The sequence below is a fragment of the Mycetocola sp. genome, assembly GCF_025464835.1.
Lineage (GTDB): Bacteria > Actinomycetota > Actinomycetes > Actinomycetales > Microbacteriaceae > Mycetocola_A.
On record NZ_JAODMP010000096.1, the window covers coordinates 48,802 to 63,208 of the forward strand.

The following is a 14,407-nucleotide window of genomic DNA, read 5'->3' on the forward strand; positions in this document are numbered from 1 at the left end:
GCTCACGCTTTCGCGGGGAGGATTTCGGAGAGCAGCTGTTCGATCCGCGCTCTGATGTCGTCACGGATCGGGCGAACCGCGTCGATGCCCTGGCCGGCCGGGTCGTCCAGTTCCCAATCCTCGTAGCGCTTCCCGGGGAAGATCGGGCAGGAGTCGCCGCACCCCATGGTGATGACGACGTCGGAGGCCTTGACCGCATCCGTGGTCAGGATCTTCGGGGTGTTGCCCGCAATGTCGATGCCCTCTTCGGCCATGGCCTGCACGGCGACGGGGTTGATGTGATCCTTCGGCTCCGACCCGGCCGACAGGACCTCGACCTGCCCGCCGGAGAGGGCGGCCATGTAGCCCGCGGCCATCTGTGATCGGCCCGCGTTGTGCACGCAGACGAAGAGGACGGAGGGCTTCTCGCTCATCGGGATTTCTCGACTTTCCTGCCACGCCGGGTCAGTTGACCGGTGGTACATTGATTGCTATCGATCTATAGTGTGAGTCAATACATCGATCGTTGTCAATCTATCGGGAGTTCGTTTTCCATGCCGCTGACCGAATCGCTACCGGTGGCGGACATCTCTGCCTGCTGCACGCCGATCACCCGGGAGCCGATGGACGCCGGTGGGGCCGAAATCCTTGCGAAGTCGCTCAAAGCCCTGGCAGACCCCGCACGGCTGCGTCTGCTTTCGCTCGTTGCATCGCATGAGGACTCCGAAGCCTGCGTCTGCGATCTCACCGAACCACTCGGACTCAGCCAGCCGACTGTCTCGCACCATCTCAAGGTTCTCGTCGATGCCGGATATCTGGAGCGGGAGAAGCGGGGAACGTGGGCGTACTACAGCCTGACGCCGAACGCCCTTGAGTCGGTTTCAGCACTGATCGGCGGACTCTGAGAAGCGCCTTCGAGAGTCCGCAACGCACTCTGCTTGCATTCCCATAGGGGGTGTGTAAGCTCGACCCTCGTGTTCGGAAAAGTCAGGTCGGCGAGCGAAACTTCAACGCTCGTGGCATGGGTCGAGCCGGAATGGCCCGATACAGAGAGCGTCGATGGCGAGCGCTCCACTGTTCCTTCTCGTTCGTCCTCCGGGACGGACTACGGTACGGCCCCAAATCGGGTACTCGTCCTCGGCGATGCCGATTCCACGTTCGAGGCGATCCTTCGGGAGCTGGCGCATCACGGTGTCGATGCGGTCCGGGCGCATGAAATCTCCGCGTGCGCGGCATCCCTGCACGAGAATAAGGCGACCGGCGTCGTCCTGACGATCGATGCGGCGAGCCTGGCCGCGCGGTCCGCTCGCAAGGAGCTGGCGCAGTCGCTGTTCGGCACGCTCCGGCGCTTACTTCCCCTGCTCGCGCAGCCCGCGCAGGTCCTCGTCCTTGCCCGCGGTACGGATGTGTCGCAGAAGTCACGCATGGGCCGCGAGGTTCAGTCGGTGATCGCCAGGATCAGCGGGCAGGCGACCAACGAATACGGCGTCAACCTCACGATCAACGCCGTCGACATCACCGGCGACGTCGATACTGCCTTGATCGCCCGCCGCGCGGCCGAACTCTTCGACGTTCGTGAAGAAGTGACGACAGGCGAACTGTTGGACTACACCGAGATCGAGGGGCAGACCATCGGCTGCGCCCTTGCACTCCGCTTCGTGTACTGATCACTCCGCCCTGTCGAGGGCGAGGCACCTTCGCGTTCCGGACGAAAACACGCGGCGTGCCACATGCCTTTGTCCGGGACGAGTGAACGCCCTCGTGCCACTTGGAGATGAATTCGAGCTGATGGCCGGGTTGTCGGTGAAGCACAGGAGGCTCTTGCCGAGCGCGTGCGCTGGACCAGACCGAGAACGAGCGCGCAGAGAACCGCCATCGCCTGAAGCCCCATCGGCCCGATCGGGTCTCAGGCGCTCGCCCTGCGCCCCTTGATGAAGTACGCGATCGGCCCGATCCAGTTCACCGCGATGATCGCCGCCCAGAGGCCCTTCGGGCCGTTGATTCGCTCGGCGGGCCGGCTCGCGAGATCCCGCCAGGCTGTCGTGGCCAGACCCAGCTGCACCAGACCTGTTCCGATCACGCCCGCCTTCTGACTCGCACTCATCCTGTCCCAGGTCAGCCGCTTCTTCGTCGATCGCTTCGTCATTGTGGTTGCTCCGTCCTTGTGCTCAGGTGTCTCCTCGTTGATTCCAGCCTCCCGGCATCCGCCCGTCGGCACAACCGGGTAGTAAAGGCCGTCGAGTTAGGGCACGCCAGAACACCCCCTTCCCTTTCGGTCGTATTTGAGGTTTTATCGGCTTAGGCCGTACAGCCGGCCGCGTATCCTTCGAGGTGGTCCGCATGCGCAGCAAGCCCGGCGCTGTCCGTCTCGCCGCAGTGATACTCGCCGTCGGGCTCCTGTTCACCGGCTGCACCGGCGGGAACGGCCCGCTTCCTCACGCCGGCAGTGAGGACTCGAGCGGCCATCCGCCGGGACACATCATGCCCATGCCACCCGCTGACACGGGGACCGCCACCCGGGCCGTTTTCGCTCCTGCCGCCATCTCGGCCACACCCCTGCCACGCACCGGATGGACAGTGACCGGGAGCGACCAGGAGACCACCAGCGAGAACGGCGCAGCCGCGAATGTGCTCGACGGCAGCTCCACGACGTACTGGCACAGCAAGTGGAGCGGGACGGCGGTACCGCTGCCCCATTCGATCGCCATCGACATGCACAAGACCGACACGGTCGCGGCCGTGAAGTACCTGCCGCGCACCAACAGCTCCAATGGACGGATCGGCCGCTTCGAAATCCACGTCAGTCCGGATGGATCGACCTGGGGAGCCGCCGTCGCGACGGGGACCTGGGCCGACAACTCGCTTGAGAAGACGGTGCAATTCACCCCGGTGCCGACACGTTTCGTCCGGTTGACCGCGATCACAGAGGCGGGAAACCGGGGCCCATGGACCAGTGCGGCAGAGCTCAACCTGTTCGCGGAAGCGGCGGCAACACCGACACCGACACCGGCCCCGACGCCCACGCCCACACCCACACCCACACCCACACCCACACCGACTCCAACACCGACTCCAACACCGACGCCCACCCCGACTCCCACACCGACGCCCACCCCGACACCGACGCCAGGCCCCGCGGTGCTTTCCCGGACCGGGTGGGTTGCAACGGCGAGCGACGAGGAGACCACCGGTGAGAACGGCCGCGCTTCACAGGTGCTCGACGGCAGCTTGTCCACTCTCTGGCATTCGCAGTACTCGCCCACGCTTATTCGGCTTCCGCACAGCATCGTGCTGGATATGCGGGTGACCAACGAGGTCTCCGGCTTCACCTACACTCCACGGTCTGGAACGACGCGGAACGGCACGATCGGCCGATATAACCTTGCGGTGAGTTCCAACGGCTCGACCTGGGGTACACCAGTCGCAAGCGGCACCTGGGCCGACAACAACCAGGCGAAGACCGTGACGTTCCCGCCGGTTCAGGCTCGGTACATCCGCCTCACCGCGGAGACCGAGGCGGGCAATCGCGGACAGTGGACCTCGGCGGCAGAGCTGAACGTGATCGGGCGCACCCTCTCGAGCCCGCCAGCGCCCACCCCCACGGAATCCAAAGGCAGCTGGGGTGCAATGATCGGCTTCCCGCTGGTGCCGGCCGCGGCGGCCCTCCTGCCCGGTAACAAACTCCTCACCTGGTCGTCATACTCCAACACGACCTTCGGCGGGTCCAACGGCAAGACGCAGACCGCCATCCTCGACCTGAACACCGGCGTCGTCACACCACTGACCGTCGCGAACACGACGCACGACATGTTCTGCCCCGGCGTCTCGATCCTCGCGGACGGCAAAATCCTCATCAGCGGAGGCAGTAACAGCACCGCTTCGACCATTTACGACCCGGTCGGCAACACCTGGTCGGCAGCGGCACCGATGAGTATTCCGCGCGGTTACCAGTCGAACGTCACCCTTTCCACCGGCGATGTGTTCACCCTCGGCGGGTCCTGGTCCGGCGGGCAGGGCGGAAAAAACGGGGAAATCTGGTCGGCGAGCAGCGGCTGGCGCACTCTGACCAACGCGCCGGTCGCGCCGATCCTGACGAACGACCCGCAAGGAGTGTTCCGCTCCGACAATCACGCGTGGCTGTTCGCGAGGTCAGGCGGCACTGTGTTCCACGCAGGGCCCAGCCGACGGATGAACACGTACACCACGAGCGGCACGGGCAGTGTCCAGGACATGGGTCTCCGGGCGGACAGTGCCGACGCCATGAACGGCAATGCGGTGATGTACGACATCGGCAAGATCCTCACTCTCGGAGGGTCGCCCGCGTATCAGAACAGCGACGCGACGGCTCGGGCCTACGCGATCGACATCACCAATGGCGTCAAGGTGACGCGCACCGGCGACATGGCGGCGCGGCGGGCATTCTCCAACGCTGTCGTGCTGCCCGATGGACAGGTGCTCGCAGTTGGTGGTCAGGCATACCCGGTGCCGTACTCGGACGACACCTCAGCCATGGCGCCGGAGCTCTGGAATCCGGCCACCGGCAAGTTCACCGCGCTCGCGCCGATGGGAGTGCCTCGCAACTATCACAGCGTCGCGCTTCTGCTCCCGGATGCACGAGTGTTCGTCGGGGGCGGCGGGCTCTGCGGGAGTTGCGCGACCAACCATCTGGACGGGCAGATTTTCACTCCCCCCTACTTGCTCAACGGAGACGGTACCGCCCGTCCGAGACCCTCGATCACCACGGCACCGACCACGGCGGCACTGGGCTCCACCATTCAGGTCACCACGTCCGGGCCGGCCCCCACCTTTTCTCTCATCCGGATGAGCACAGTCACTCACTCTTTGAACACCGACCAGCGCCGCATCCCGCTCGTGCCGACGGCGGTGTCAGGCACTACCGCATCGCTCCGGCTTCCCTCGGATCCGGGAGTCGTGGTGCCGGGGCCCTACCTGCTGTTCGCCGTGGACGCGAACGGCGTACCCTCCGTCGCGAAAACGATCAGGATCGGGTAGTCGAGCGTCAATCGTGGAGGAGGAATGAGGAGGCCGTAAAAACGCGCTACAACAGAAAAAGCCACCGGAGCCCGGTGGCTTTTTCTTAAGTTTCGCGGCTGAAGGTCAGCTATGAAGCCGGCCTTTACACTGTGCGCGAGGGGGGACTTGAACCCCCACGCCCTTTCGAGCACTGGCACCTGAAGCCAGCGCGTCTGCCAATTCCGCCACTCGCGCAGTGTTGCGACACATGCGTGTCAACTCAGCGAGATTAGCATGGCGCCGGTTGAATCGCCATTCGAGGCGGCTGGTCGTCCATCCGGATACACCGGCCGGGGCTGCCTCCCGCCCGGTTCCCGAGCAAGGACGCACGCGTCTGCGTCCAAGGGTGAGCCTCGCTCTCAGCCCCGCCTACTAGCATGTGCTTAGCCATTTGACACGATCGGGAGACCTGTGGGCATTCTGGACAACTTCGAGAAAGGTCTCGAACGTGCCGTTAACGGTGCGTTCGCCAAGACCTTCCGTTCGGGGCTGCAGCCGGTCGAGATCACTTCGGCGCTCAAGCGGGAACTCGACACCAAAGCAGCCGTGATGAGCCGCGATCGCATCCTCGCACCGAACCAGTTCGTGGTGCGCATGTCGCTACAAGACCACGAGCGCATGACCGGTATCGGCCCTGCGCTCATCGATGAGCTGACGAGCCTCGTCCAGAAGCACGCGACACACCAGGGCTACTCGTTCGCCGGCGGAATCAGCATCCGTCTGAAATCCGACGGCAGCCTGACCGACGGGATGCTGCAAATCGACTCGGTCAACGTGAAGGGCCAGGTCACCTGGAAGCCGGTCCTCGACGTCGGTGGCAAGCGTTACCCGATCAGCAAGGACCGCACAGTCATCGGTCGCGGAAGCGATGCCGACATCACCATCGACGACTCGGGAACGAGCCGCAAACACGTTGAGATCCTCTGGGACGGGGAGCGCGCCCAGGCGCGCGATCTCGGCTCAACCAACGGGTCCACCCTCGACGGGGCGCCGTTCACGCAGGTAGCGCTGACCCCCGACTCGGTCGTTCAGATCGGCAGAACCCGTATTGTATTCCGAGTGCTGGCACAATCTTCCACCCCGAGTTCACCCGACTCCGTCGACGACTCCACCCGCGCTTACGGCGCAGAGGGAGGATTCTGGGGGCCCGCGTCGTGAGTGAACTCACCCTTCTGGTGCTCCGCATCGGATTCCTCCTTCTTCTGTGGCTTTTTGTCTTCGCCATCGTCTACGCGCTCCGTTCGGACATCTTCGGTCCAGGCTCCCGCAAACCCCAGCCGGCACAGGCCGGGCAGGCCCAGCAACAGACACCACGCCCCCCGGCGGGGCCTCCGGTTCTCCCGAACAATCCCGCGCCGCCGGTGCTTCCGCCCAACAACCGCAAGCACGAGAAGGCGACCATCCACAACGTCAGCCGGCTCGTCATCACCGCGGGTCCGAAAGAAGGACTCGAGGTGTCGCTCGGTCGCGACCCGCTGACGATCGGGCGTGCGCCGGACTCGGGGCTCGTCATCCGCGACGACTACACCTCCACCCACCACGCCAAACTGCTGTTGTGGAACGAGGACTGGATGATCCAGGACCTGGACTCCACCAACGGCACGTTCCTCGGAGGCAAACGCATCAGTTCACCGACGCAGATCACTCTCGGTACCCCGATCAAGGTCGGCGCGACCAGTTTCGAACTGCGGCGGTAGACGATGACCAAAGCAGGCGACTCTGCGGCCATCTCCCATGTCGGAAAGATCCGCTCGAACAATCAGGATTCCGGTTACGCCGGCACCCATCTGTTCATCGTCGCCGATGGCATGGGCGGCCACGCGGGAGGCGACGTTGCGAGCGCCATCGCGCTCAAACGCATCATGCAGGCGGATGCCGACTTCACGAGTGCGCAGGACGCCGAAGCCGCACTGCAGACGGCGATCAGCTCCGCCAACGCGGAACTCGCCGAAGCGGTCTTCGAACATCCCGAACTCGGCGGCATGGGCACCACCGTGGATGCCATCGTCGCGGTCGGGGATGAGGTCGCCATCGCCCACATCGGCGACTCCCGCATCTACCTGCTCCGTGACGGTGAACTGAGCCAGATCACCACCGACCACACCTTCGTGCAGCGCCTCGTCGACTCCGGGCGGATCTCCGAGGAAGAAGCGATGGTTCATCCACGCCGCTCCGTGCTCATGCGGGTGCTTGGAGACGTCGACTCGAACCCCGAAATCGACACCATGGTCATGCGCACGCACCCTGGAGACCGCTGGTTGCTCTGCTCAGACGGACTCTCCGGTGTCGTGGACAAGGACGCGATCCAGGTCACCCTCGCCCAGGACCTTCCGGCGCGACAGGTGGGCGAACAGCTCATCCGCAAGGCTCTCGACGGCGGCGCGCCCGACAACGTCACCGTCGTCATCTACGATGTCGGTGCCGAGCGATCCGCAAGCGCCCAGACGCCCGTCACCGTTGGTTCTGCCTCACGGCCCCTCGCGTTCCAGAACGACCCGCCCCGGCGCACCGGTCTTCTGCCCTCTCTCCGGCTGCACTCCGGCCGAAGCACACCGTCGGGCCCAAGCCACTTCGAACCTGCCTCTGACGACTACCTCGACGAACTCATCGAAGAGGATGCCCGTCGCGCAAAGCGCCGCCGACTGATCTGGCTGGTCGGGTCGATCGTTTTCGTCCTCGCGATCGCCCTCACTCTGCTGTTGGGCTATGCATGGACGCAGACCCGGTACTTCGTCGGTGCCGATGACGACACGGTCGTGATCTACCAGGGAATTCAGCAGGACATCGGACCGTTCAGCCTCTCCACTGAGCACAACGACACCGGCATCCCGGTCTCCATGCTCTCCACGTACGATCGCCAGCAGGTGGAGCGAACCATCAGCGCTTCTTCCCTGGAGGAAGCCCGGGAGATCGTCTCCCGACTCCGCACCACGTCGAAGGACGGTGGATGATGACAGACAACTCGAGAACCAGCGCAACCGCCGCCGTCGGTGGGCGGATCGTTGAAGTCCCCGCCGCGCAGGAGAACTTCAAGGCAGACACCGCTGTTCTCCGCACCATGCGCAAGCTCCGGCTGCCGCTCAAACTGCGAAACCGCGAACTGACGTTGCTTCTGTTCGCTTGCGCCATCAACTCCGTCGCCATCCTGCTCGTTCAGCTCGGTGCACTGGGCACGATCGACCTCGATCTGATCTACCTGGGCGCCGGGCTTTCGGCGCTCGTCCTCGGGCTGCACGTCTGCCTGCGCTACGTCGCCCCCCAGGCGGATCCCTTGCTCCTGCCGATCGCGACCGTGCTCAACGGCCTCGGTGTTGCGATGATCTACCGGATCGACCTGGCCACCGGGGCGAGCGGGTGGTCAGCGGCATCCACGAGGCAGATCACGTGGAGCGCGATTGCCATCCTCGCGGCCATCGCCATCATCGTCCTGATCAAGAATCATCGAGTTCTGTTCCGCTACACGTACCTGTTCGGCGCGTTCGCTTTCGTTCTCCTGCTGCTGCCACTGGTGCCAGGCATCGGCCGGGAGGTGAGCGGTGCCCGCGTCTGGGTCGGCATCGGCGACCTGGTCAGCTTCCAGCCCGGCGAGATCGCGAAGATCGCGCTGGCGATCTTCTTCGCCGGCTACCTGGTGCGCACCCGTGACAGTCTGTCGATGGTCGGCAGGAAGTTCCTGTGGATGCAGTTCCCACGACTTCGTGACCTCGGCCCGATCATCGTGGTCTGGGCCCTTTCGATGGCCATCATCGTGTTCCAGCACGACATGGGAACCGCGCTCCTCTTCTTCGGCTTGTTCACCGTCATGCTCTATGTCTCGACCGGGCGGCTCAGCTGGATCCTCATCGGCTTCGGGCTGTTCGGTGCAGGCGCGTACTTCGCAAGCCAGACCCTCACCTATGTGCACGGCCGGTTCCAGAACTGGCTGGACGCCTTCAGCACCCAGGTCTACGACGCACAGGGCGGCAGCTACCAGCTGGTCCAGGGAATCTTCGGCCTGGCGCACGGCGGGCTCATCGGCACGGGGCTCGGCCAGGGACGCCCGCACCTGACCCCACTGTCACAGAGCGACTACATCATGGCGAGCCTCGGCGAGGAGCTCGGCCTGGCAGGCCTGTTCGCCATCCTCGGCCTTTACCTGCTCTTCGTCTCTCGTGGCCTCCGCATCGGGTTCCGCGGCCAGGACGACTTCGGCAAGCTCCTCGCCGTCGGTCTCGCCTTCACCATTGCGCTGCAGGTGTTCATCATGGTCGGCGGCGTCACCCGCGTCATCCCGCTCACCGGGCTCACCACGCCCTTCCTCGCGGCGGGTGGATCGTCACTCGTTGCCAACTGGATCATCGTCGCGCTCCTCCTGCGCGTGAGCGACAGCATCCGTACCGGACCGATACAGGAGGTCTCCTCGTGAATCGCGAACTGAAGCGCGTCAGCGTACTCGTCCTCGTCATGTTCTTCGCCTTGTTCGGGTCGACCACCGTCATCCAGGCGGTGCAGGCGGATGCTTTGCGCCTCGACCCACGGAACACACGCGCTCTCTACGACAGCTACGACACCGAGCGCGGGCCGGTCCTCGCCGGGAGCACCGTCATCGCCCAGTCGGTACCGACAGGCGACCAGTACGTGTTCCAGCGCCAGTATCCGCTGGGTGAGATGTATGCCCCGGTCACAGGCTATTTCAGCCCTAATCAGGGGTCCGCGGGGATCGAACAGTACATGAACGACTACCTGTCGGGCACATCGAATTCGCAGTTCCTCGACACGATCAACCGGATCGTCGCCGGTCAGGCCCCGAAGGGCGCCGCGGTCGAAGTGACCATCGACCCGGCGGTGCAGCAGGCAGCGTTCGACGCGCTCGGCGACCGGCAGGGTGCGGTCGTCGCGATCGAACCGTCCACCGGCCGGATTCTCGCCATGGTGTCCACGCCGACCTATGACCCGAACGTGCTCGCGTCCCACGACTCGAAGAGCGTCATCTCTGCTTTCTCTGCGCTCGAGGCCGACCCCCTCGACCCGCTCAGCAACCGAGCATCCAGTGGAAACATGAACCCGCCTGGGTCCTCCTTCAAGGTCGTCGTGGCGGCGGCCGCCGTCGAAAGCGGAAAGTACACCGCCGAGTCCACCTTTCCGAACCCGGTCAGCCTGCAACTGCCGAACAGCAGCGCCACTGTGTACAACTGGAACCGTCTCGCCTGCGGGCCCGGCGAGACGGTCACCCTGGCAGAAGCCATCCGGCAGAGCTGTAACGTCCCGCTCGCGGAGCTGGGGATGCAACTCGGCGACGACGCCATCCGCGAGACCGCCGAGAAGTTCGGTTTCAATTCGAGGATGACGCTGCCGACACCCGCAGGGGTCAGCGTCTATCCCAAGAACCTTGACGATGCCCAGACCGGACTGACCGCGTTCGGCCAGTACGAGGTGCGCGCTACGCCACTGCAGATGGCCCTTGTCTCAGCCGGGATCGCCAACGGGGGCACCGTCATGGAGCCGACGCTCGTCGACCGGGTGACGGGCAGGAACCTCGAAGTTCTCAAGAGCTTCGAGCCCAAGGTGAGGAACGACGCGGTGAGCAGCGAAACGGCTGCGTCCGTCACCAGCATGATGCTCGACAGTGTCTCAACCGGTCAATCGAACGGTGCAAGAATAGAGGGGGTCGATGTGGCGGGGAAGACTGGCACAGCGCAGAACGGTGAGGACGAACCATATTCACTCTGGTTCACCGGATTTGCCCCAGCAAGCAATCCCGAGGTCGCGGTCGCGGTTGTCGTCGAGAACGACGGAAATCTGGGGCGACACAGCTCAGGGAACATCGTTGCCGCGCCAATTGCGAAGAAAGTTCTAGAGGCGGTGCTGAATAAATGAGACCCACAGCAGGGGTCACCTTCGGGGGACGCTACGAACTGGAGTCCCGGATCGCCATCGGCGGTATGGGCGAGGTGTGGAATGCCACCGACCTCGTCATCGGCCGAACTGTCGCCATCAAGATCCTCAAGGATGAGTACCTCGGCGACCCCAACTTCCTGGAACGGTTCCGCTCGGAGGCCCGGCACGCCGCCCTCGTCAACCACGAGGGCATCGCCAACGTCTTCGACTACGGCGAGGAGGACGGCAGCGCCTTTCTCGTGATGGAACTCGTCCCGGGCGAAGCTCTGTCGACCATGCTCGAACGCGAACACGTGCTGTCGACCGACACGGTTCTCGACATCACCGCCCAGACGGCCCTCGCGCTTCAGGCTGCGCACGCCGCCGGGTTGGTGCACCGAGACATCAAACCGGGCAACCTTCTGATCACACCTGACGGCAGGGTCAAGATCACCGACTTCGGCATCGCCCGCATCGCCGACCAGGTGCCGCTCACCGCCACCGGCCAGGTCATGGGCACCGTTCAGTACCTCTCGCCGGAGCAGGCATCCGGCCATCCCGCATCGCCGACCACCGACATCTACTCCCTGGGCATCGTCGCCTACGAGTGTCTCGCCGGCAAACGTCCGTTCACCGGCGAGTCCCAGGTGGCGATCGCGATGGCGCAGATCAACGAGGCGCCGCCGGCGCTCCCGGTGACCGTCGCCGAACCGGTTCGCAATCTCGTGCTCTCGATGATCGCCAAGAACCCGGCCGACCGCCCGGCGTCGGCCGCGCACGTCAGCCGCGCAGCGCAGGCTCTCCGCCGTGGAGACACCGCAGCGGCGGCCGCCGCCGTGCCCGCCATCGCGGACGGCAGCGCACTCACCGGTGCGACGATGGTGATGGGCGCCGGAGGGGACGCAACGACCCAGCTCCTCGGGGCCACACAGGTCACGACGACGACCGCCGAAGTGCCGGTGACCGACGGGGACAAAAAGAAGAAACGCAGTGCGTGGACCTGGCCGCTGATCGCCCTCATCGCGATCCTCGCCATCGTCCTCGCGGGTACGGTCATCGCCCTCGTCGGTCAGGGGGAGGAAGCAAGCCCGCCGGCGACATCCAGCACACCGACGCCGGTCGTGACGACACCCGAAGCGACACCAACGCCAACGCCGACGCCGACGCCGACGCCGACGAACGAGCTCATCGCGGTAAGCGCCTCAGACTTCGTCGGGGATACCTACGACGAGGCAGCGGCGAAACTCAAGGCCCTCGGCCTGGCGTCCGAACGTTCCACCGGCAACGCCGCGACGTCCGAGGAGCAGGTCGGAATCGTGTACGCGATCGACCCGGAGGGCAACCTCCAGAAGGGCCAGATCGTCACCGTCACCGTGTACGGGCCGATGGCTGAGATCCCAACGCCGACCACAGCTCCCACCCTGTCGGGTGAGGGATGTGACGCGGCCGGCCAGTGCGTCAACGTCGCCGCCGGCTCCACCGTCATCGTCAACTGGCCTGCATTCACCCAGTGCCCTGCAGGAACGCAGATGCTCGGCTACCGGATAACCGCGACCGGTGGAACGCCGACCACCGACGGCGGCGCCGTCAGCACCAACCGCGGCGAGGTTGTCGTCGGTGACGTTGCCGGCCCGTTGAGCGTCAGCTACAGCGCATTCTGCGGTTCTTCCGAATCGGAGCCGTCGCCGGCCGCCACCGCGGAGATCCGTACCGTCGAGGAATGAAGAATTGTCAGCGACTAAGATATCTCTGACCCGCCGTGGTCTGATCTAAGGAGTTCATGAGTGGCTGACGAACAACGCCTGCTCGCAGGGCGCTATCTCGTCGGAGACCTGATCGGTCGCGGTGGCATGGCCAATGTCTTCCGCGGCACGGACACCAAACTCGGACGCACCGTCGCCATCAAGATTCTCAAACCCGACCTGGCAAATGATCCGGCGTTCCGGACTCGCTTCCGCCAGGAAGCCCAGGCCGCCTCACGGATGGCGCATCCGACGATCGTCCGCGTCTTCGACGCAGGCGAGGAGACGGTGAAGCACGACGATCGTGTTTCACGTGAACCCTTCATCGTCATGGAGTACGTCCACGGCCGCACCCTGAAAGCGGTGATTGCGGAGGGCCCGATGGAGTCGGCACGCGCCGTCGCAATCGCCGAAGGCATCCTCACTGCCCTCGAATACTCACACAGGGCTGGCGTCGTGCACCGCGACATCAAGCCGGGCAACGTCATGATCACGCCGGACGAGCACGTCAAGGTGATGGACTTCGGCATCGCCAGGGCTGTTTCCGACTCCTCCGCGACAGTCGCGCAGACCACAGCGATCCTCGGCACCGCCTCGTATTTCTCACCGGAGCAGGCGAAGGGTGAGGTCGTCGACGCTCGAACCGACCTCTACTCGACCGCCGTTGTTCTGTTCGAAATGCTCACCGGCCGCGCGCCGTTCCGCGGCGACACTGCTGTCGCGGTCGCTTACCAGCACGTCAGCGAAACCGCCGTCCGGGCGTCGACGGTCAACCGGAAGGTGTCCCCGGCCCTCGACCACGTCGTGATGCGTGGCCTCGCGAAAGACCGGTTCGAACGCTACCAATCAGCATCCGACTTCCGTGACGACCTCGCGGTCGCCGCGGCTGGCACGATCCCGATTCACCACACCGATGACGCCAGCACGGCGCTTTTCGGTCCGTCACCGCGGGCGTCGTCCAGCACGGAACAGGCGCTCCGCCAGCTGACGAGTGACGATTCAGTGACCAGGACCCAGCGCCGACCGCCGGTCGTGTGGATCTGGGCAGGGATCGCATCCATCGCCGTCGTACTGATTGCAGTCATGATCTGGGTGATGTCGTTGAGCCAAGTGCCTGTCCTGCAGACCGAGTCCCGTCCCATTCCCGATCTCGTCGGCGTGAGCGAGGCGAGCGCAATCAACACATTGAACGACCTCGACCTCGTAGCCAGTGTCGTGACCGAGGAGAGCGCCACCGTCGACGAGGGAATGGTCATCCGCACCGACCCGAACAAGGACAGCAAGGTGCGGCCGAAAGATGTCGTCCGGCTGTACGTCTCCCTTGGCGCTGCCAAGGTCATCGTTCCCGACGTCACCAACAAGACGACAGAACAGGCGCAGGCCGACCTTCAGGCAGTGGGACTGGCATCCGGTTCCATCTCGAAAGAGAACTCTCCGGATCGAGCGGCGGGCTCCGTGATCAGCACAGATCCGGCGGCGGACACCGAGGTCGCCGCTGGCTCGACGGTGAACCTCGTCGTCTCGAGCGGCCTCGTGACCATCAAGGACGTGCGCGCACAGAGCATCGACGTGGCGACCGACCTGATGCAGGACCCGGCGGTAGGACTGACCGTACTGCCGGTGCCTGACCCGACCTGCCCGGCTTTGCCCGGCAACCCGGTCACCGCCCAGTCGCTCGCCCCCGGCGATGTGCCACAGCGCTCCGAAATCGAATTGATGTATTGCACGGGCTAGCTCACCCAGCATTTCGACAACGAGAACGGCGGCCGCGACTTCGTCGCGACCGCCGTTCCTCT

12 protein-coding genes and 1 tRNA gene are annotated in these 14,407 nt (G+C 64.8%); 10 read left to right on the top strand and 3 right to left on the bottom strand.

Annotated elements, in window-relative coordinates; all coding sequences use genetic code 11:
• Positions 1-2 precede the first annotated feature (2 nt).
• Positions 3-413 (bottom strand): arsenate reductase ArsC, encoded by a 411-nt coding sequence (locus tag JWP90_RS12140; RefSeq protein ID WP_297364520.1) that lies wholly within the window; start codon positions 411-413, stop codon positions 3-5.
• A gap of 120 nt (positions 414-533) precedes the next feature.
• On the opposite strand from JWP90_RS12140, the gene JWP90_RS12145 reads away from it, so the two are divergent.
• Together JWP90_RS12145 and JWP90_RS12150 are read left to right on the top strand one after the other, a co-directional pair.
• Positions 534-884: a metalloregulator ArsR/SmtB family transcription factor gene (locus tag JWP90_RS12145; RefSeq protein ID WP_297364523.1), complete on the top strand. Its 351-nt coding sequence runs from the start codon at positions 534-536 to the stop codon at positions 882-884.
• Between the two features lie 111 nt (positions 885-995).
• A complete protein-coding gene (locus JWP90_RS12150) occupies positions 996-1,646 on the top strand; it encodes a hypothetical protein (protein WP_297364525.1) in 651 nt (216 codons plus the stop codon).
• Between the two features lie 239 nt (positions 1,647-1,885).
• On the opposite strand, the gene JWP90_RS12155 is transcribed toward JWP90_RS12150, so the two are convergent.
• Positions 1,886-2,125 carry a PLDc N-terminal domain-containing protein gene (locus JWP90_RS12155; RefSeq protein WP_297364528.1) on the bottom strand — a complete coding sequence of 80 codons (240 nt, stop codon included), beginning with the start codon at positions 2,123-2,125 and terminating at the stop codon, positions 1,886-1,888.
• A gap of 194 nt (positions 2,126-2,319) precedes the next feature.
• On the opposite strand from JWP90_RS12155, the gene JWP90_RS12160 reads away from it, so the two are divergent.
• Positions 2,320-4,992 carry a discoidin domain-containing protein gene (locus JWP90_RS12160; protein ID WP_297364530.1) on the top strand — a complete coding sequence of 891 codons (2,673 nt, stop codon included), beginning with the start codon at positions 2,320-2,322 and terminating at the stop codon, positions 4,990-4,992.
• A 132-nt stretch (positions 4,993-5,124) separates the two neighbouring features.
• Here the strand turns inward: JWP90_RS12160 and JWP90_RS12165 are convergent.
• A tRNA-Leu gene (locus JWP90_RS12165) sits at positions 5,125-5,208 on the bottom strand.
• A 216-nt stretch (positions 5,209-5,424) separates the two neighbouring features.
• Here JWP90_RS12165 and JWP90_RS12170 point away from each other — a divergent pair.
• From JWP90_RS12170 to pknB, 7 genes are all read left to right on the top strand, one after another.
• Positions 5,425-6,171, top strand: coding sequence for a DUF3662 and FHA domain-containing protein (locus JWP90_RS12170; RefSeq protein ID WP_297364533.1), 747 nt, complete (start codon positions 5,425-5,427; stop codon positions 6,169-6,171).
• Complete coding sequence (locus JWP90_RS12175; protein ID WP_297364565.1) at positions 6,168-6,710, top strand: FHA domain-containing protein; 543 nt, start codon at positions 6,168-6,170, stop codon at positions 6,708-6,710. Before JWP90_RS12170 ends, JWP90_RS12175 begins: the two co-directional genes overlap by 4 nt.
• 3 nt (positions 6,711-6,713) lie before the next feature.
• Complete coding sequence (locus JWP90_RS12180) at positions 6,714-7,964, top strand: Stp1/IreP family PP2C-type Ser/Thr phosphatase (protein ID WP_297364568.1); 1,251 nt, start codon at positions 6,714-6,716, stop codon at positions 7,962-7,964.
• 107 nt (positions 7,965-8,071) lie between these two features.
• The gene (locus JWP90_RS12185) at positions 8,072-9,418 is read left to right on the top strand and encodes an FtsW/RodA/SpoVE family cell cycle protein (RefSeq protein WP_297364635.1); all 1,347 of its coding nucleotides are present in this window, start codon (positions 8,072-8,074) and stop codon (positions 9,416-9,418) included.
• The gene (locus tag JWP90_RS12190; RefSeq protein ID WP_297364571.1) at positions 9,415-10,869 is read left to right on the top strand and encodes a penicillin-binding protein 2; all 1,455 of its coding nucleotides are present in this window, start codon (positions 9,415-9,417) and stop codon (positions 10,867-10,869) included. Before JWP90_RS12185 ends, JWP90_RS12190 begins: the two co-directional genes overlap by 4 nt.
• Positions 10,866-12,593, top strand: a complete 1,728-nt coding sequence (locus JWP90_RS12195; protein WP_297364573.1) for a protein kinase — start codon at positions 10,866-10,868, stop codon at positions 12,591-12,593. The genes JWP90_RS12190 and JWP90_RS12195 overlap by 4 nt, the downstream gene beginning before the upstream one ends.
• A gap of 60 nt (positions 12,594-12,653) precedes the next feature.
• Positions 12,654-14,345, top strand: coding sequence for a Stk1 family PASTA domain-containing Ser/Thr kinase (pknB, locus tag JWP90_RS12200; protein ID WP_297364576.1), 1,692 nt, complete (start codon positions 12,654-12,656; stop codon positions 14,343-14,345).
• Positions 14,346-14,407: the final 62 nt, after the last annotated feature.

Bases quoted from the DNA above. Each gene is read 5' to 3' on its own strand.
- JWP90_RS12180 (WP_297364568.1), top strand. From the start codon at position 6,714: ATGACCAAAGCAGGCGACTCTGCGGCCATCTCCCATGTCGGAAAGATC.
- JWP90_RS12145 (WP_297364523.1), top strand. From the start codon at position 534: ATGCCGCTGACCGAATCGCTACCGGTGGCGGACATCTCTGCCTGCTGC.
- JWP90_RS12185 (WP_297364635.1), top strand. From the start codon at position 8,072: ATGCGCAAGCTCCGGCTGCCGCTCAAACTGCGAAACCGCGAACTGACG.
- JWP90_RS12160 (WP_297364530.1), top strand. From the start codon at position 2,320: ATGCGCAGCAAGCCCGGCGCTGTCCGTCTCGCCGCAGTGATACTCGCC.
- JWP90_RS12195 (WP_297364573.1), top strand. From the start codon at position 10,866: ATGAGACCCACAGCAGGGGTCACCTTCGGGGGACGCTACGAACTGGAG.
- JWP90_RS12155 (WP_297364528.1), bottom strand. From the start codon at position 2,125: ATGACGAAGCGATCGACGAAGAAGCGGCTGACCTGGGACAGGATGAGT.
- JWP90_RS12140 (WP_297364520.1), bottom strand. From the start codon at position 413: ATGAGCGAGAAGCCCTCCGTCCTCTTCGTCTGCGTGCACAACGCGGGC.